General features: G+C 69.9%; 17 protein-coding genes. 7 read left to right on the top strand and 10 right to left on the bottom strand.

Annotated elements, in window-relative coordinates; genetic code table 11:
- Positions 1 to 172: 172 nt before the first annotated feature.
- Positions 173 to 712 carry a MarR family winged helix-turn-helix transcriptional regulator gene (locus ACWZJV_RS01290; RefSeq protein WP_457179956.1) on the bottom strand — a complete coding sequence of 180 codons (540 nt, stop codon included), beginning with the start codon at positions 710 to 712 and terminating at the stop codon, positions 173 to 175.
- Between ACWZJV_RS01290 and ACWZJV_RS01285 the strand changes: the two genes are divergently transcribed.
- Positions 637 to 1,455 carry an arylamine N-acetyltransferase family protein gene (locus ACWZJV_RS01285; protein ID WP_457179955.1) on the top strand — a complete coding sequence of 273 codons (819 nt, stop codon included), beginning with the start codon at positions 637 to 639 and terminating at the stop codon, positions 1,453 to 1,455. The two genes, ACWZJV_RS01290 and ACWZJV_RS01285, sit on opposite strands and share 76 nt — an antisense overlap.
- A gap of 9 nt (positions 1,456 to 1,464) precedes the next feature.
- Here the strand turns inward: ACWZJV_RS01285 and ACWZJV_RS01280 are convergent, their stop codons facing one another.
- On the bottom strand, positions 1,465 to 1,905 hold the full coding sequence (locus ACWZJV_RS01280; RefSeq protein WP_457179954.1) for a hypothetical protein: 441 nt from the start codon (positions 1,903 to 1,905) through the stop codon (positions 1,465 to 1,467).
- Entirely contained in the window at positions 1,892 to 2,263 is a 372-nt protein-coding gene (locus ACWZJV_RS01275) for a hypothetical protein (RefSeq protein WP_008360297.1), read from the bottom strand. Before ACWZJV_RS01275 ends, ACWZJV_RS01280 begins: the two co-directional genes overlap by 14 nt.
- Before the next feature lie 284 nt (positions 2,264 to 2,547).
- Between ACWZJV_RS01275 and acnA the strand changes: the two genes are divergently transcribed.
- Positions 2,548 to 5,235: an aconitate hydratase AcnA gene (gene acnA, locus ACWZJV_RS01270; RefSeq protein WP_269210639.1), complete on the top strand. Its 2,688-nt coding sequence runs from the start codon at positions 2,548 to 2,550 to the stop codon at positions 5,233 to 5,235.
- Between the two features lie 249 nt (positions 5,236 to 5,484).
- Positions 5,485 to 6,525 carry a hypothetical protein gene (locus tag ACWZJV_RS01265; RefSeq protein ID WP_457179953.1) on the top strand — a complete coding sequence of 347 codons (1,041 nt, stop codon included), beginning with the start codon at positions 5,485 to 5,487 and terminating at the stop codon, positions 6,523 to 6,525.
- A 122-nt stretch (positions 6,526 to 6,647) separates the two neighbouring features.
- Here ACWZJV_RS01265 and ACWZJV_RS01260 read toward each other — a convergent pair whose 3' ends face one another.
- Together ACWZJV_RS01260 and ACWZJV_RS01255 are read right to left on the bottom strand one after the other, a co-directional pair.
- Positions 6,648 to 7,334, bottom strand: a complete 687-nt coding sequence (locus ACWZJV_RS01260; protein ID WP_457179952.1) for a hypothetical protein — start codon at positions 7,332 to 7,334, stop codon at positions 6,648 to 6,650.
- Positions 7,331 to 7,558, bottom strand: coding sequence for a hypothetical protein (locus tag ACWZJV_RS01255; protein ID WP_457179951.1), 228 nt, complete (start codon positions 7,556 to 7,558; stop codon positions 7,331 to 7,333). The genes ACWZJV_RS01260 and ACWZJV_RS01255 overlap by 4 nt, the downstream gene beginning before the upstream one ends.
- Positions 7,559 to 7,696: 138 nt before the next feature.
- Between ACWZJV_RS01255 and ACWZJV_RS01250 the strand changes: the two genes are divergently transcribed.
- Together ACWZJV_RS01250 and ACWZJV_RS01245 are read left to right on the top strand one after the other, a co-directional pair.
- Complete coding sequence (locus ACWZJV_RS01250; RefSeq protein WP_008360289.1) at positions 7,697 to 7,999, top strand: thiamine-binding protein; 303 nt, start codon at positions 7,697 to 7,699, stop codon at positions 7,997 to 7,999.
- 53 nt (positions 8,000 to 8,052) lie between these two features.
- Positions 8,053 to 8,349: a hypothetical protein gene (locus ACWZJV_RS01245; RefSeq protein WP_457179950.1), complete on the top strand. Its 297-nt coding sequence runs from the start codon at positions 8,053 to 8,055 to the stop codon at positions 8,347 to 8,349.
- 112 nt (positions 8,350 to 8,461) lie between these two features.
- On the opposite strand, the gene ACWZJV_RS01240 is transcribed toward ACWZJV_RS01245, so the two are convergent.
- Together ACWZJV_RS01240 and ACWZJV_RS01235 are read right to left on the bottom strand one after the other, a co-directional pair.
- Positions 8,462 to 8,953 carry a (2Fe-2S)-binding protein gene (locus tag ACWZJV_RS01240; protein ID WP_008360285.1) on the bottom strand — a complete coding sequence of 164 codons (492 nt, stop codon included), beginning with the start codon at positions 8,951 to 8,953 and terminating at the stop codon, positions 8,462 to 8,464.
- A gap of 9 nt (positions 8,954 to 8,962) precedes the next feature.
- Positions 8,963 to 11,284, bottom strand: coding sequence for a molybdopterin cofactor-binding domain-containing protein (locus tag ACWZJV_RS01235; protein WP_457179949.1), 2,322 nt, complete (start codon positions 11,282 to 11,284; stop codon positions 8,963 to 8,965).
- Between the two features lie 224 nt (positions 11,285 to 11,508).
- Between ACWZJV_RS01235 and ACWZJV_RS01230 the strand changes: the two genes are divergently transcribed.
- Positions 11,509 to 12,744: a PucR family transcriptional regulator gene (locus ACWZJV_RS01230; protein ID WP_457179948.1), complete on the top strand. Its 1,236-nt coding sequence runs from the start codon at positions 11,509 to 11,511 to the stop codon at positions 12,742 to 12,744.
- On the opposite strand, the gene ACWZJV_RS01225 is transcribed toward ACWZJV_RS01230, so the two are convergent.
- Genes ACWZJV_RS01225 through ACWZJV_RS01215 form a run of 3 tightly spaced genes read right to left on the bottom strand, consistent with a single transcriptional unit; the run spans position 12,741 to position 14,501 of the window.
- Positions 12,741 to 12,953 carry a hypothetical protein gene (locus ACWZJV_RS01225; protein ID WP_008360282.1) on the bottom strand — a complete coding sequence of 71 codons (213 nt, stop codon included), beginning with the start codon at positions 12,951 to 12,953 and terminating at the stop codon, positions 12,741 to 12,743. The two genes, ACWZJV_RS01230 and ACWZJV_RS01225, sit on opposite strands and share 4 nt — an antisense overlap.
- A 46-nt stretch (positions 12,954 to 12,999) precedes the next feature.
- On the bottom strand, positions 13,000 to 13,746 hold the full coding sequence (locus tag ACWZJV_RS01220) for a phosphonatase-like hydrolase (protein ID WP_457179947.1): 747 nt from the start codon (positions 13,744 to 13,746) through the stop codon (positions 13,000 to 13,002).
- Positions 13,743 to 14,501 (bottom strand): GntR family transcriptional regulator, encoded by a 759-nt coding sequence (locus ACWZJV_RS01215; protein ID WP_008360280.1) that lies wholly within the window; start codon positions 14,499 to 14,501, stop codon positions 13,743 to 13,745. The genes ACWZJV_RS01220 and ACWZJV_RS01215 overlap by 4 nt, the downstream gene beginning before the upstream one ends.
- A 166-nt stretch (positions 14,502 to 14,667) precedes the next feature.
- On the opposite strand from ACWZJV_RS01215, the gene ACWZJV_RS01210 reads away from it, so the two are divergent.
- Complete coding sequence (locus ACWZJV_RS01210; protein WP_457179946.1) at positions 14,668 to 15,825, top strand: TIGR03364 family FAD-dependent oxidoreductase; 1,158 nt, start codon at positions 14,668 to 14,670, stop codon at positions 15,823 to 15,825.
- The last annotated feature ends 13 nt before the right edge of the window (positions 15,826 to 15,838 follow it).

The following is a 15,838-nucleotide window of genomic DNA, read 5'->3' as shown; positions in this document are numbered from 1 at the left end:
CCGTGCTCCGGCCCGGGGACTTCGCCGTCGCGGTACAGACCGTGCACCGCGGCGGTCATCCGCCTATCCGCTCCGGCGTCGGAGGGTTGCGGATCCGCGGGCGGGTGCGGCGACGTTGAACCCGGCCACGACGATCAGATCGCCCTGCCGCGGACGGGGCCGGATACGAGCGTCACCCGGACAGCGATGCCTGCTGGAGAGCGTGCCGTATCCCAGAGAGCGTCGGCTGCTCGTCACTGCCGGTCAGGGCAGCATCGAGATCCTCGAATGTGGGCCGCACCTGGCTGGCGCGGATGAGCCCGGTGTCGGTGAGGTCGACAAGGAGCGAGCGCCGGTCTTCGGGGTTCGGGGACCTGTGGACCAGCCCGAGCGTCTCCAGTCGATTCACCAGGCTCGTGGCAGTCGAGGCTTTGATGTGCAAGGTCGACATCACCCCCGTCATCGTCAACGGACCCCGTTCGAGCGCCAGCAGCAGGACGGCTTCACCGGCTCCGAGGTCGGCACTGCTGAGGCGGCGTTCGAGCAGTATGACTGTTCGATCCTGTCCAGCCGAATGGTTGCCGGGGTGCCGCGGCCAAGGCTGCGGTGGCGTTGATTTCGGTTGCGCAACCCGGGCATCGGCGTTGAGATGCTGGCGTGAGCGATGATCTGTGGGGCACCGACCGGCTCGACCTGACGGCCTATCTGGACAGGATCGGGGTGACCGAGTCACCCGGCCCGTCGCGCGAGGCTCTCGAGGAGCTCTACGACGCCCATCTGCGCACGTTCACCTTCGACAACATCGACGTGCTGCTCGAGCAGCATCCGGGCGTCGATCTGCCCGACGTGCAGGCGAAGTTCGCCGGCCGGGGGAGAGGCGGCTACTGCTTCGAGCACGGCACGCTGCTCGGCGCGGTGCTGGACCGGCTCGGCTTCGCCGTCGAGCGGCGGCTCGCCCGGGTCGGTCCCGACCCGACCGCGGCGGGACGTACGCATCTGGTGGTCGTGGTCGACCTGGACGGCGAGAGGCTGCTGCTCGATCCCGGGTTCGGGCTGAGCGTGTGGCGGCCGATCCCGCTGGTCGACGGGGCGGTCGACGAGGTCCGCGGCATCGCCCACCGGGTGCGGCGGGGCGAGCACGGCTGGGCGCTGGAGCGGGCCAAGGGCGACGGGTGGGAGCTCATGCACACCCACGACGAGGCGCTGGTCGTGCCCAGCGACGTCGCGCTCGGCCACCACTACACCAGCACCCACCCGACGGTGCACTTCCGTCACCGGCTGATCATGACCAAGCTCTTCGACGACAGACACCTCAGCCTCACCCACGACACGGTCACCATCCGCCGCGAGGGCGAGGAGACCGAACACCGGGAGATCGGGCTCGACGAGGCGATGGGCTACCTCGAGGAGGCCGAGGTGCCGCTCACCGACGAGGAGCGCAGGCGCCTCCGCGAGCGGCTGGCGACGCTCGCCTGAGAGGCGGCGCTAGCCGCGCGACCTCTCCTGCTCGTCCACGATCATCTGCAACGCCATGGTGGGGTCCTCGGAGAGGTCGGTGATCAGCTGACGGCGGTCCAGGACGGCCTCGTCGAGATGCGGGCCGAGGGTGCCCAGCAGCTCACCGGTCGTGGTGGCCGGCATCGCGTTGAGCACGCGCGGGCCACGCCGGCCGGAGCTCGGCACCACACGCGCCAGCGCACCGGCCACCGACCGGGTCGCCTCCGCGAAGGGCGCGGTGATCTGGTCCGTGATCGGACTGAGCCAGTCCGCGGCGCGCTCGGCCTCGGCGCGGGACGTGCGCGCCTTGAGGTCCCCGAGACGCACGTCCTCCAGGGCCCGCTCGAGGCGACGCTGCTCCGCGAAGGCGAGGCCGACGGCGACCGCAGAGGCGAGGGCTCCGAGCAGCGCGAGACTAGCGACCAGCATGGACCTTGACCTCGGCCACGACGCCCTCGTCGGCGAGCCGCTCGCGCAGCGACTCGGCCGCCTGGTCGTAGACCATCTTCGAGAGCAGCGCCGGCCGCACCTTGTGCAGCATGGTGGCTGCCTTGGTCTGCGCGGAGGCGAGCTCGAGCGGGTTGAGGATGCGGATGCTCAGCAGCCGGTCCTCGGGCGGGAGCTCGGCGTAGGCGGTGCGCGGCGCGGAGATGTCGGCCTGCTCCAGGCGCCACAGCAGACCGATGGTCTCGGCACGCAGCGCCTTGTTGGAGCGGCGCAGGCGCCAGGCGACAGCGCCTGCGGCCACGGCGATCACCAGCGCCACGACGGCGATCAGGGTGCTCAAGGCTCTCCTCGCATCACTTCGTGCCCGACGAGTTGCGGCCGTCGGGTGGCCCGGTCGGACCAATCATGGAGTATCCGAGGATCGCTGTCAGCGGCGGTGGTCACAACACGGCGCGCCGGGTGATTCGAATTGTCGTTCGACCTCATGTATCTTGATATCAAGAGATCGGGCGAGTGATCGCCGCAAAAGGTTAGGTGAGCCTTTGTTTTCCCGGCGTAGGTAGCCGGGGCAGGATGGGCCTCAAAGACTTGAGAACGTACGTCACTGTGGACGCGAGCAAGGAGATGAACGCGTTGGCCAGCAAGGACAGCTTCGGTGCCAAGAGCACCCTGGACGTGGACGGTAAGTCCTACGAGATCTTCCGCCTGGATGCGGTCAAGGGTGAGGGCCTCGACGTCGCGTCGCTGCCCTTCTCGCTGAAGGTGCTGCTGGAGAACCTCCTGCGCACCGAGGACGGCGCGAACATCACCGCCGACGACATCAAGGCCCTGGCGGGCTGGGACGAGACCGCCGAGCCCGACAAGGAGATCCAGTACACGCCGGCGCGCGTGATCATGCAGGACTTCACCGGCGTGCCCTGCATCGTCGACCTGGCCACCCTGCGCGAGGCTGCGGCCGAGCTCGGCGGCGACCCGACCAAGATCAACCCGCTCTCGCCCGCCGAGATGGTCATCGACCACTCCGTGATCGCCGAGGTCTTCGGCACCCCGGAGGCCTTCGAGCGCAACGTCGAGATCGAGTACGAGCGCAACCGCGAGCGCTACCAGTTCCTGCGCTGGGGCCAGACCGCCTTCGAGGACTTCAAGGTCGTCCCGCCGGGCACCGGCATCGTCCACCAGGTCAACATCGAGCACCTGGCCCGCACCGTCTTCACCCGTGAGGTCGACGGCGAGCTGCAGGCCTACCCCGACACCTGCGTCGGCACCGACTCCCACACCACCATGGTCAACGGCCTGGGCGTCCTCGGCTTCGGCGTCGGCGGCATCGAGGCCGAGGCCGCGCTGCTCGGCCAGCCGGTCTCCATGCTGATCCCGCGCGTGGTCGGCTTCAAGCTGCACGGCGACCTGCCCGAGGGCTCGACCGCCACCGACCTCGTGCTCACCATCACCGAGATGCTGCGCAAGCACGGTGTGGTCGGCAAGTTCGTCGAGTTCTACGGCGCCGGCGTGACCGCGCTGCCGCTGGCCAACCGCGCCACCATCGGCAACATGTCGCCCGAGTTCGGCTCCACCATCGCGATCTTCCCGGTCGACGAGGAGACCATCAACTACCTCAAGCTCACCGGCCGCTCCGAGGAGCAGCTGGCCCTGGTGGAGAAGTACGCCAAGGAGCAGGGCCTCTGGCACGACCCGGCCGCCGAGCCGCGCTACTCCGAGACGCTCGAGCTCGACCTCTCCACGGTCGTCCCGAGCATCGCCGGCCCGAAGCGCCCGCAGGACCGCGTCGAGCTCACCGACGCCAAGACCTCCTTCGAGGGCCACCTGCCGTCCTACACCTCCAAGACGGACGCCAAGGTCCCGGTCAAGCTGGCCGACGGCACCGAGTTCGAGCTGGAGAACGGCGCGGTCACGATCGCCTCGATCACCTCCTGCACCAACACCTCCAACCCGTCGGTCATGATCGGCGCCGCGCTGCTGGCGAAGAAGGCCGTCGAGAAGGGCCTGACCCGCAAGCCGTGGGTCAAGACCACCCTGGCCCCGGGCTCCAAGGTCGTCACCGACTACTACGACAAGGCCGGGCTGACGCCCTACCTGGAGAAGGTCGGCTTCAACCTCGTCGGCTACGGCTGCGTGACCTGCATCGGCAACTCGGGCCCGATCATCCCCGAGGTCTCCGCCGCGGTGAACGACAACGACCTCGCCGTCGTCTCGGTGCTCTCCGGCAACCGCAACTTCGAGGGTCGGATCAACCCCGACGTGAAGATGAACTACCTCGCCTCGCCGCCGCTGGTCATCGCCTACGCCCTGGCCGGCAACATGAACATGAACCTGTTCGAGGACGCGCTGGGCCAGGACCAGGACGGCAACGACGTCTTCCTCAAGGACATCTGGCCGACCCCGGCCGAGGTCGAGGAGACCATCGCCACCGCGATCTCCTCCGACATGTTCACGAAGGACTACGCCGACGTGTTCGCGGGCGACGAGCGCTGGCAGAACCTGCCGACCCCGACCGGTGACACCTTCACCTGGGACGAGGAGTCGACCTACGTCCGCAAGGCTCCCTACTTCGAGGGCATGGCCAAGACCCCGGCGCCGGTCACCGACATCGAGGGTGCGCGCGTCCTGCTGAAGCTGGGCGACTCGGTCACCACCGACCACATCAGCCCCGCCGGCAACATCAAGAAGGACTCGCCGGCCGGCAAGTACCTCATCGAGCACGGTGTCGAGCAGCGTGACTTCAACTCCTACGGCTCGCGCCGAGGCAACCACGAGATCATGATCCGCGGCACCTTCGCCAACATCCGGATCAAGAACCAGGTCGCCCCGGGCACCGAGGGTGGTTACACCCGCGACTTCACCCAGCCCGACGCTCCGGTCAGCTTCATCTACGACGCCGCCCAGAACTACGCCGCGGCCGGCACCCCGCTGGTCGTCCTCGGCGGCAAGGAGTACGGCTCCGGCTCCTCGCGCGACTGGGCCGCCAAGGGCACCTCGCTCCTGGGCGTCAAGGCCGTCATCACCGAGTCGTTCGAGCGGATCCACCGCTCCAACCTCATCGGTATGGGCGTCATCCCGCTGCAGTTCCCGGCGGGCCAGAACGCCGAGAGCCTCGGTCTGACCGGTGAGGAGACCTTCTCGATCTCCGGCATCACCGCGCTCAACGAGGGCGTCACCCCGAAGACGGTCAAGGTCACCACCGACACCGGTGTCGAGTTCGACGCGGTCGTCCGCATCGACACCCCCGGTGAGGCCAACTACTACCGCAACGGCGGCATCCTGCAGTACGTGCTGCGCAGCCTGGTCAACGCCTGACCCTTCGCGGTCACCACGGCCCGTCGTCTCCCTCGGGAGGCGGCGGGCCGTTGCCGGATCGTGAGCAGAAGGTGCCCTGTCGTGGCCTCTGACCTGGCACTCTGAGCCGACTTTGTCGAGCTGACCGGAATCGGGCCGGGCGAAGGGGGTGTGAAAGTGCGGTCTCCGATTCGTACGTCTGTGGTGCTGTGCCTCGTAGTCGCCTTGGGCCTGATGGCGGCCTGTGCGACGCCTGGTGGGGATGATCCCGTGGTGCCGCCGGGTGGCGCACTTCCGACCCGGCTCCATGACGTCGACCGTGACCTGCACGGAACGGACGAGGTCGGGCCGATCGGACCCCTCGCGGTCGCCTGGACCGCCGGCAAGGGGCGGATGATCGGCGGAATCCCACTCTTCCGGCCGCTCTACGAGCAGGGAGTCGTCGGCGCCTCCGCGGAGACCGGAGCGTACGCGTTCCTCGACATCCCGATGGAGCCGGGCACCTATCGTTGCGGCTTCGTCGAGCTCTCGCCGGACGGACGGCGGATGGCGTTCTGGATCAGTCGAGTGTCCCGGCCATGGGCGCCATGGGCGTGCGACGACGCCAGCGCTCTCGGGGTCTACGACACGGTGACGGGCGAGGTTGTGCGGCGGTCGATCACGCCCGGGGAGAGCGTCGCATGGATCGACTCTGATCGGCTTGTCATCGGACACTTCGGGTCCCTGCGGCCGCGCACCGATGACCTGCGGGCTGCGCCTTTCCGGGTCTGGGACGTACGCCGTCCCGCTGACGCGCCCCGCGACGGCCTGCCGCGACCCTTGAGGGATGTGCGGCTGCCGCTGCGGAGCGTCAATGGAGTGGTGGCCATCGACGGCACTTCGACCAGAGCCGTACGTGTCCGAAACGACCGCGGGCCGCTCCTGGTCGCGTCGTGGGACAACAGGCTGGGCGAGGAGAGTCTGCGGGTGCCAGGTCCGGAGGACTATGTGGCCGTCGTCGGCTGGCGTGACGAGGGCTCGGTGGTCGCGCTGACGCAGACCGCAGACGATGCTCCCCGGAGTCTGGTGGCCACCGAGATCGAGACTGGCCGGCGGGAGGTCCTGACCAGGATCGACGGCACGTCCTCGGACCCGATCAGCTTCGCCGGCGATCTTCTCTCGGTTCCACCCGTACCTCGCCCCGCCCCGCGCGCCTCTGGGTGGTTCCACAGCCCCTTCGCTGTGGCGGGCCTGTCGCTGGCCACGATCCTGCTGGTCGGTACGGCACTGCTCGCCGCGGCGGCGCGGAGAAGGCGCGCGGGCGCGAACTGACGAGCCTGCCGAGGCGTCACGTACGTCGGTCGAGACGGCACAGCCCTGCCAGGTCGAGCGACGGGAGTGACGCTTCGACCGGCAGGGCTGACGTCTCGGCCGACGGGGGTGACGCCTCGGCGTCAGGTGAGTGAGGCGATCCGGGCCCGGCTGTCCTCGCCGAGCGCGACCAGCAGCGCCTCGAACGCGTCGCCGTGGTCGGCTCCGGCGGCCGCGATCTCGGCCACGGTCTCGTCGGGCAGGCCGGCGAGGAGAGGGTCGATCACCGAGGGCTCGTCGATGAACAGCGCGAGCCGGACGACCTCTGCGCCCGAAGCGCCGTCGACGACCTTCAGCGAGGTCTCGGGGCCGACGACACCGGTGAACCTGGCCAGGGTCAGCAGATGACCGTCGGCCAGGAGCCGGCGGCCGACGTCGACCACCAGGCCGCGGTCGAGCCTGGCGATGATCGCCTCGACGCGGTTCGGGTCGAGGTGGACGGAGAGGTCGGCGAGGAACGCGGGCTTCAGGTGGCCGGCCAGCTTCGCGGCGTCGGCCGGCTCCATCACCGCGGCCACCCGGGCGCTGAGCATGGGACCCATCGCGATCTCGGCGATCTTCGCGGTGACGGCCGCGGGGAGCTTCTTGCTGACCGCGGCCAGCCCCTTCACCCGGGACTCGTGACGGCTGAACATCGCGTGCGAGACGATCCCGCGCAGGTCGCGGAGGTCGTCGGGGGAGGTGGTGGCGAGGAAGGCGAGCTCGGCCTCGTCGACGTGCATCTCGTGGGCGAGCTTGGTGATCTCCAGAGCGCTGGTCAGGGCGGTCATCGGGCGCCTCCGAGCATCCTCTGGACGACCCCGCGCAGCATCTTCGGCACCAGCTTCAGAGCCTCGTCGAGCGAGGCCTCGAACGCCTTGTCCTCCGCGGTCATCGCGCCCTGCGTCAGATCGTTGAACCGGCCCAGCTGCTCGTCGTCGTACGCCTCCAGCGGCGCGAGCCGCGAGGCCGGCACGCCCAGCGTGGCAGCGAGCCGGTCGAGTCCCTCACTCATCGATTCCTCTCTCACCGGACGTGGCACCTTCGGCCCCCGGCGGCGCCACTATATGCAGGCCGCCCGAGTGTTTGGATAGTGTTTCGACATGCACGCAGCGTTCTCGATCGTCCGCGTCGCGAAGTGGAAGGAGCCCCGATGCTCGTAGCGTTCTCCGTCGCGCCGAGCGGCACCGGCCGCGCCGATGGTTCCGTGTCCGACGCCGTCGCCGCGGCGGTTCGCGTGGTGAGGGAGTCAGGGCTCCCGAACCGGACCGACGCGATGTTCACGACGATCGAAGGCGACTGGGACTCGTGCCTCGACGTCGTGAAGCGGGCGACCGAGGCGGTCGCCCCCTACGGGTCACGGGTGTCCCTGGTCCTGAAGGCCGACATCCGGCCGGGCTACGAGGGCGAGCTCGACGCGAAGCTCGAGCGGCTCGAAGAGGCGCTGGAGGACTGAGGCCCGGCCCCCGCGATTCCGGATGGCCGAGAAGGTCGAGGACAATCGACCCCATGGTCGAACTTCTCCTCGCCGTCACCTTCGCGTGCGGGCTGGTCGTGGCTGTCGCCCACGTCATCAACAGTCGCTTCATCGCACCCGTCTACGACGTCGTGGCGAACCTCACCGGCTTCGTGTGCGCGGTCGCTGCCTCGACGCTGCTCCACCACTGGATTCCCGCGCTGCTCGCCGCACTCGCCGTCTGCTGCTGGCTGGCGCTCGCGCTACGTACGCTGGGGGCCATCCGCCGTCGGGAACCGCTTCTCGGACAGGTGCCCCCTCATCAGGACTCCAGCGTCAGCAGCCACTGACGGGAGCCGTTGACCGGCGTCGGACGCCTCCGCGGGTCCGGCTGGTGCTCCGGGCCGACATCCGGCCCGGTCGCACCAGCCAGCTCACCGCGAAGGTCGAGCGGATAGAGGCTCAGAGTCCGCGGGCCATCGCGTCCTGTCCGGTCTTGATGGCCTCCCGGATCCGGGAGTAGGTGCCGCAGCGGCAGACGTTGCGGATCGTGTCGAGATCGGCCTCGGTGATGGCACGGCCCTCCGCGCGGACCTTGTTGACGAGCGCGACCGCGGTCATGATCTGGCCGGGCTGGCAGTAGCCGCACTGGGCGACGTCGTGCTCGAGCCAGGCCTCCTGCATCGGGTGCAGGCCGTCGCCGGGAGCCGTGTCGGCCAGGCCCTCGATGGTGGTGATCTCGTCGTCGGCGCCGACGTCGGCGACCCGCACCGAGCACGGGTTGAACGCCTTGCCGTTGATGTGCGACGTACAGGCCTTGCAGACGTTGATGCCGCAGCCGTACTTCGGGCCGGTGACACCGAGGATGTCGCGCAGGACCCACAGGATGCGTACGTCGTCCTCGACGTCGACGGTGACGGTCTCGCCGTTGAGCTGGAAGGTGTGAGAAGGCATCGCAGGACCTCAGAACGTGTAGGCGAGGCCGTCGGTCGGCGACTCGGGGACGGGCGGGACGAAGGACTTGGGCTCGAAGTGGAGCGGCTCGTGGAAGTTGATCGGGAACTCCGTGGGCACCTTGCCGGTCGCGCGGGCGTACGCGCAGGCGACCGCGGCCATCGAGGCGGCCACGCCGGCCTCGCCGACACCGCCGGGCTGGTTGCCGTGCGACTCCATCACCTCGCACTCGAACTCGAACGGCGTGTTCCACTGGCGGGTGTAGGCCGAGTTGTCCCAGCTCGCCTCCAGGAAGTGACCGTCGACCAGGTGGTTGCTGTAGGTCAGCGCCTGGCACATCCCGTCGGAGAAGCCGCCCATCATCTGGGCCTTCACCCCGGCCGGATTGATCACCAGGCCGACGTCGGCGACCACGACCGCCTTGGTGACCCGAGGTCCGGTCACGGCGTCGCGCACCTCGCGGTTGACCGTCTCGGGGCGGCAGTCGATCTCGACGAGAACGGCGGTGGCGCCCTTGTACTCCTTGTGGATCGCGATGCCCTGGGCCGTGCCGGCGGGCATCGAACGACCCCAGTCACCGATCTCGGCGGCGCGGTCGAGCACCCGCTTGACGACGTCGCTCTTGAGGTAGTTGCGCCGGAACGTGACCGGGTCCTGCTTCAGCTTCTTGGCGAGCTGGTCGACCATCAGCTCGCTGGCGGTGGCGACGTCGGGGGAGTAGATGTTGCGTACCGAGCTGGTGTTGAACCGGTCGACCGCGGGCTTGGGCTCGTTGAGCAGCTGGGTGACGACCCCGAAGTTGTAGGGCAGCTCGGTGGCGAGCAGGAAGATCGACTCGGAGAAGCTCAGGTTCGACAGACCGGGCGGGAGTGCCGCCACCTCGGCGGTCAGCCGCTCGCCGAGCCCATGGGTGAAGTCACAGGCCACGCTGGCGTGGCGCTGCTCGAAGGTGAGCACGCTGCCGGCCAGCACGGTCGCCCGGATCTGGGAGACCGCCATCGGGTGCACCCGGCCCTGGCGCGGCTCGTCGGCGCGGTGCCACATCAGCTTGACCGGCGCACCTAACTCCTTGGACGCGTGCGCGGCCTCGACCGCGGCGTCGCTGAACAGCTTGCGGCCGAAGGAGCCGCCGCCCTGGACCACGTTGACCGTCACGTCGGTCTGCGCGATCCCGAGCGCCTTGGCGATCCTGCCCTGGGCGTCGATCGGCGACTTGAGACCGCCCCAGACGGTGGCCTTCCCGTCGCGTACGTCGGCGACCGCACAGTTGGGCTCGAGAGCCGAGCCGCTGCGGAAGTGGAAGGTGAACTCGCCGTCGACCGAGGTGGCGCCGACCTTGGGCACGGCGAGCGGGATCTGCCCGGCCCGGAGCTCGGCCCGGATGTCCTTGGCCGACATCGTGGTCACGGTGCCGGAGTTCCAGGTGACGTCCAGCGCGCGTACGGCGTCGATGCACTGACCGAAGGTCTTGGCCCGGACCGCGACGCCGGTGGGGATGATCGCGACGTGGGTGACGCCGGGCATCTTCTCGATCTCGGCCTTGTTCCTGATCTTGTCCGGGGTGCCGTTGAGCTCGGGTGCCCGGCAGACCATCGTGGGCAGCGCGCCCGGGATGTCGAGGTCCATCGCGAACTTCTTCTTGCCGGTGACGGCCGCGCGCGCGTCGACGCGGCGGTGCGGCTTGCCGACGACGGTGTGCTCCGAGGTCTCCTTCAGCTCGACCTCGACCTTCTCGGTCGTCGGCTTCGCGGCCTTGGCGGCCGCCTCGCCGTAGGTCACCGAGGACCCGTCCGGAGCACTGATCACGCCGCCCTTGGAGACCAGCTGCGCCACCGTGCCCCCGAGCATGATCGCGGCCGCTTCGAGCAGCGCCTTGCGAGCGATCGCGGCGGCGACGCGGACCGGGGTGTACATCGAGATGATCGTGTTCGAGCCGCCGGTCAGCTGGTTGAAGAGCAGCTCGGGGCGGGCCGGCGCCAGCGTGACGTGCACGTGGTCGACCGGGAGGTCCAGCTCCTCGGCGATCAGCATCGACACGGCGGTCGTGATGCCCTGGCCGACCTCCATCCGCGGCAGCGCGAAGTGGGCGTGACCCTTCTCGTCGACCTCGATCGCGATCAGGTTCGACGTCGGCGCCGCGCAGTGCGTCAGGAAGTCGTTGAGGTCGTAGAGCTCGGGTACCTGCGGCACCGATGGGATGGGTGCCGCCTGGGCGGCGGAGGGTGTCAGGCCGAGATCGGCGGCGGCGATCAGGGTCGCGCCGCCGACGACGTATCCGACGAATGATCGTCTGGAGACCCGAGCAGGGCCTTCCGAGTTGTGCGTCCCCATGTGAAATCACTCCTGGCGTAGGCAGGGTCCGAGTTTTGTGACCACCGACACATAGCACCATTCACCAGCCAGATCTCGGTTGGGAAGGGCGCGTCGGGAAATGTGTGAGGCCCCGACACCCGGGTTGGAGACAGATCACATGGGGCTCGAAGCGTGACCGTCGCCACACTCGCGCGTTGATCTTGTTGACGCCGCAACCGCCAGCGAAACACCGAGGGAGCGCGATGAGCACAGAGCCGATCAAACGCATCGTCGCGGGCATCAGGGAGGACCTCCCGCACACCGTGGAGCTCTTCCTGAAGCACAACTGGGACCAGGTGCCGGCCTATGCCGTCAGCCCCGACCCCGAGCTGCGCAAGGAGGTCGGCGACCACGCCGAGGCGGTCTTCCTGGCGGTGCTCACCACCCTGGAGGAGGGACGCGCGGCCGTACGCGAGGACTTCCAGTTCACCGTCGACCAGGCGACTCGCCGGGTTCGTCAGGGGGTCGCGCTGGCCGACTTCCTGCAGGCCTTCCGCATCGGCCAGGTGGCGCTGTGGGAGCGCATCGTCGAGATCGCCGCCGCCGACCCGGAGACCAGCCGCGCGGCGCTCCCGGTGGCCTCGCACGTGATGCAGGTGATCGAGGTCGGCAGCACGGTCGCCGCCGAGGCCTACCTCGCCGCCCATCAGGTCGAGCTCGCCGAGGGCGACCGGATCCGCCGCGACCTCGTGGAGGACCTGCTCGCCGGACGAGTGGTCCGGCCGGGTCCGATGCTCGAGGTGGCCCGCAGGTGCGGGCTGGAGCCGGACGACCGGGTCATCGTCCTGATCGCGGTGCCGGTGCGGCCGCTACGCCCCGGTCGGAGCCTGCGGGAGGCACTTCGGCACGTACGCACCGAGCTGGGCCCGGCCCGGGAGGGGGTCACCGTGATCCGTCAGGAGCAGCTCGTCGGGATCCTGCCCGTCGCCACCGGTGACGTCAGGACGATCGTGCCCGACCTGCGGCGCATCTACCGCCAGCTCGCGCGGGAGGGATTCGAGCTGGCGGTCGGCGCCAGCACGGTGCACGCCGGGCTCGCGGCCGTGCCCGCTGCGTACGCCGAGGCGGGCATCGCACGCGACGTCCTCGGTGCGGAGCCCGGCGTGATGGCCCTGCCGATGATCTCGACGATCGACTACCTGGTGCTGCGCGAGGATCCGACCGCCCGCCGACTGGTGCGCCCGGCGCTGCGCCAGTTCGTCGAGGAGGACCTCTCCCGGGACCGCGTCATGATCGACACCATGCTGGCGTACGTCGCCTGCGACCTCAACGCCAAGCTGGCCGCCGAGCAGCTGCACGTCCACGTCAACACCGCCTACCACCGGCTCGAGCGGATCGCCGAGCGCACCGGCTGCGACCTGCGCCGCTTCGCCGACGTCGAGGAGCTGATCTTCGCGATCCGGCTGCTCACCGAGCCTCGCCGGACGGTACGGGCCTAGACCGCGGCCGGCTTCCGACCGTAGAACCAGTAGACCGCCGCACCGAGCAGGTTGGTGCTGCCCCACAGCCGCCACAGGATGCGCGGTCCGCGGATCTCGTCGTCCGAGCGCTTCTGCAGGTCACGCAGGATCACCGGCGCCACTGCCGCCTGGGCCGCGAGCGCGCCCGTGGTCAGGATCGCCTTCTTCTGCTTCTTGGTCAGTGCCATGACGCCAGTCTTTGCCTTGGTTTGTGCTCAGTCAAGGGACGTAGGTCTACAGGAGTGTCGTCAGGTCGGCGGTGGAGGGGAGGAGGTGGGTGTGGGGCTCGGTGGCGAGCTGGTCGTGGGTGAAGGAGCCGGTCGCGACGCCGACGACGAAGCCCGCCCCGGCGTTGGTGCCGGCGCCGAGGTCGTTGGGGGTATCGCCGGCGACCAGCACGCGGCGGACGTCGGTGACGCCGGTCGCCTCCATGCAGTGGAAGACGAGGTAGGGGGCGGGGCGGCTGGCGGCGACGAGGTCGGAGGTGACGACGGCGTCGACGGTCGAGTCGGCGCCCGGGCCGACGGTCCAGCCGAGGCCGTCGAGGATGGCTGCGGCGATCTCGGCCGAGTAGCCGGTCTGCAGCGCCACCTTCACGCCGTGCGAGCGCAGCGCCTCGAACATCTCGGGCACGCCGGGGAAGGGCTGCGGCGGGGTCTCACGGTAGGCGGTGACGAGGCGCTCGCGGAAGCCGTCGAAGATCTTGTCGACCTGCGCGGTGCTCGGGTCCTGGCCGAGTCCGCGCAGCAGCCCCTGGATCGCCTCCCACTTCGAGGTGCCCTTCCACTGCAGCAGCAGGTCGTGGGGGACGGGCTCGCCGGCGGCGTCGGCGACGGTCGAGTCGAGCACGTCGTAGACCAGCCCGCCCTCGTCGACGGTGGTGCCGGCCATGTCGAGGGCGGCGAGGTCGAAGCGAAGCCCGAGACGATCGGTGGGGTCGAAGCGGAGCCCGAGACGATCGGTGGGGTCGAAGGCGGTCACGAGATCTCCTTGAGGATGCGTACGTCGGTGCGGATCCCCGCCGCGGACGGGCGGGTGTTGTCGATGGTGAAGGTGACGCGGTCGGGCCGGTAGCGGTCGTCGGCGTACTCCAGCGGGGTGCCGTCGGCGGCGGTCGCCCGGCGGCGCTCGCGCAGAAGCGGGCTGCCGACGGCGATGTCGAGCAGGTCGGCGTCGGTCTCGTCGGCGGCGACGGCGTCCATGGTGTGGCGGGCGCCGTGCAGGTCGACGCCGGCGCTGGTGAGGTAGGCGTAGAGCGACCCGGAGTCGGGGTCGAAGTCGAAGAGCAGCCGTCCGACGCTCTCCACGAAGGTGCTGCGCTCGAGCATCGCGGGATGGCCGTCGAGGAGGCGGACCCGGAGCACGTCGACGACCGGGTCGCCCTCGTCGATGTCGAGCGCCTCGGCGGCCGCGGCGGTGGCGCCGCGCCGGGCGACCTCGATGGTGCGCTGGCCCGGGGTGCGACCGATCTGCTGCACCCAGGCGCTGAACGAGATCAGCTGCTCGAAGGGCTGGCCGAGGGCGGTGTCGCGCACGGTCGGCGGGCGCCCCTGGCCGCCGGTGAGCAGCCCCTCGCGGCGCAGGGTCGCCAATGCGGTGCGGATCGTGCCGCGGGAGGCCCCGAACTGCTCGCACAGCTGCGCCTCCGACGGGATCGGGGCGCCGGTCGGCAGCTCGCCGCCGATGATCCGGGCTCGGATGGCCTCGGCGACCTGGGTGTGCAACGGACTGCTCATGCCAGCAGGCTACAACTTGATCAGACAAGTGTGGGCGCTTGCATTGTGAACAGCGAGAGAACGCTGGTGAAGCGCGATGGGACGCAGGAAAACGACCGGTTAACTTGTCTGTACATGTTCGCTCCAGGTGTTGACCGGGCCGGTGCCGGGCAGAAGTGTTCGGGCCGTGCCAACTCATTCGACCACCACCGACACGGCCGCTGACCTCGTCGTCATCGGCGCCGGGATCGTCGGCCTCGCGCATGCCGCCGAAGGGCTCGCGCGGGGCCTGCGGGTCCACGTCATCGAGCGTGACGAGCGCGCCGTGGGCGCCTCGGTCCGCAACTTCGGCCACGTCTGCGCCACCGCCCAGTCGGGCCAGGCGCTGACGTACGCCCTCGCCGCCCGGGATCGCTGGATCGCCCTCGGCGAGCAGGCGGGTTTCGGGGTCGAGGAGACCGGCACCGTCGTCGTCGCCCGCACCGAGGCGGAGCTGGCCGTGCTCGAGGAGTTCGCCGCCGCCCGCGGCACCGAGCAGGCGCTCCTGCTCGACGCCGACGCCACCCGTGCCCTGTTCCCGCCGGCAACCGCGGACGTCGTCGGCGGCGCCCACCTGCCGCTCGACCTCCGCGTCGACCCCCGCGAGGCGCTCCCCGCGATCGCCGCCTGGCTCGAGGCCCAGGGCGTCCGGTTCAGCTGGGCGACCCACGTCGGAGCCGTCGACCCCGTCGCGGACGGGGTGGAGATCCGCACCAGCCGCGGAGCCATCCGTTCCGCCCGGGTCGTGCACGCCGCCGGCCACGACGTCGACCGGGTCTTCCCGCAAGTGGCCGAGAAGGCAGGCGTACGCCGCTGCCGGCTGCAGATGCTCGAGGTCGCGCCTCCGGGCGATGTCGAGATCGAGCCGGCGGTGCTGACCGGGCTCTCGATGCTCCGCTACGGCGGGTTCGCCGAGACCACGGCCGCGGCCGGCGTACGCGCGCAGTTCGAGGCCACCGGCCCCGAGCTCCTCGACGTCGTCATGAACCTCATGCTCACCCAGCGTCCCGGGACCGACGGCCGGCCCGGCTCGATCGTCCTGGGCGACACCCACCACTACGACCGCACGCACCAGCCCTTCGACGACGAGTACGTCGCCGAGCTGGTGCTGCGGGAAGGGGCGCGGCTGCTCGGGGCTCCGCTCACCGTCCGGCGTCGCTGGCGAGGGGTCTACGCGGACTCCCCGCTGATCGACTTCCTCGTCGACGAGCCGTTCCCGGGCCTCCGGGTCGTCTCGGTGACGTCGGGCATCGGCATGACCACAGCACTGGGCCTCGCGCCCACCGTTCTCGACCAGCTGCTCTGATCACAGGAGAAAC

The sequence above is a fragment of the Nocardioides sp. WG-D5 genome, assembly GCF_054031175.1.
The sequence above is the reverse complement of the archived record's forward strand: the minus strand, read 5'-3'. Positions and strand labels throughout refer to the sequence as shown.

Bases quoted from the DNA above. Each gene is read 5' to 3' on its own strand.
- ACWZJV_RS01225 (WP_008360282.1), bottom strand. From the start codon at position 12,953: ATGGCACTGACCAAGAAGCAGAAGAAGGCGATCCTGACCACGGGCGCG.
- acnA (WP_269210639.1), top strand. From the start codon at position 2,548: ATGAACGCGTTGGCCAGCAAGGACAGCTTCGGTGCCAAGAGCACCCTG.
- ACWZJV_RS01280 (WP_457179954.1), bottom strand. From the start codon at position 1,905: ATGCTGGTCGCTAGTCTCGCGCTGCTCGGAGCCCTCGCCTCTGCGGTC.
- ACWZJV_RS01245 (WP_457179950.1), top strand. From the start codon at position 8,053: ATGGTCGAACTTCTCCTCGCCGTCACCTTCGCGTGCGGGCTGGTCGTG.
- ACWZJV_RS01255 (WP_457179951.1), bottom strand. From the start codon at position 7,558: ATGAGTGAGGGACTCGACCGGCTCGCTGCCACGCTGGGCGTGCCGGCC.
- ACWZJV_RS01240 (WP_008360285.1), bottom strand. From the start codon at position 8,953: ATGCCTTCTCACACCTTCCAGCTCAACGGCGAGACCGTCACCGTCGAC.
- ACWZJV_RS01230 (WP_457179948.1), top strand. From the start codon at position 11,509: ATGAGCACAGAGCCGATCAAACGCATCGTCGCGGGCATCAGGGAGGAC.
- ACWZJV_RS01260 (WP_457179952.1), bottom strand. From the start codon at position 7,334: ATGACCGCCCTGACCAGCGCTCTGGAGATCACCAAGCTCGCCCACGAG.
- ACWZJV_RS01235 (WP_457179949.1), bottom strand. From the start codon at position 11,284: ATGGGGACGCACAACTCGGAAGGCCCTGCTCGGGTCTCCAGACGATCA.
- ACWZJV_RS01250 (WP_008360289.1), top strand. From the start codon at position 7,697: ATGCTCGTAGCGTTCTCCGTCGCGCCGAGCGGCACCGGCCGCGCCGAT.
- ACWZJV_RS01215 (WP_008360280.1), bottom strand. From the start codon at position 14,501: ATGAGCAGTCCGTTGCACACCCAGGTCGCCGAGGCCATCCGAGCCCGG.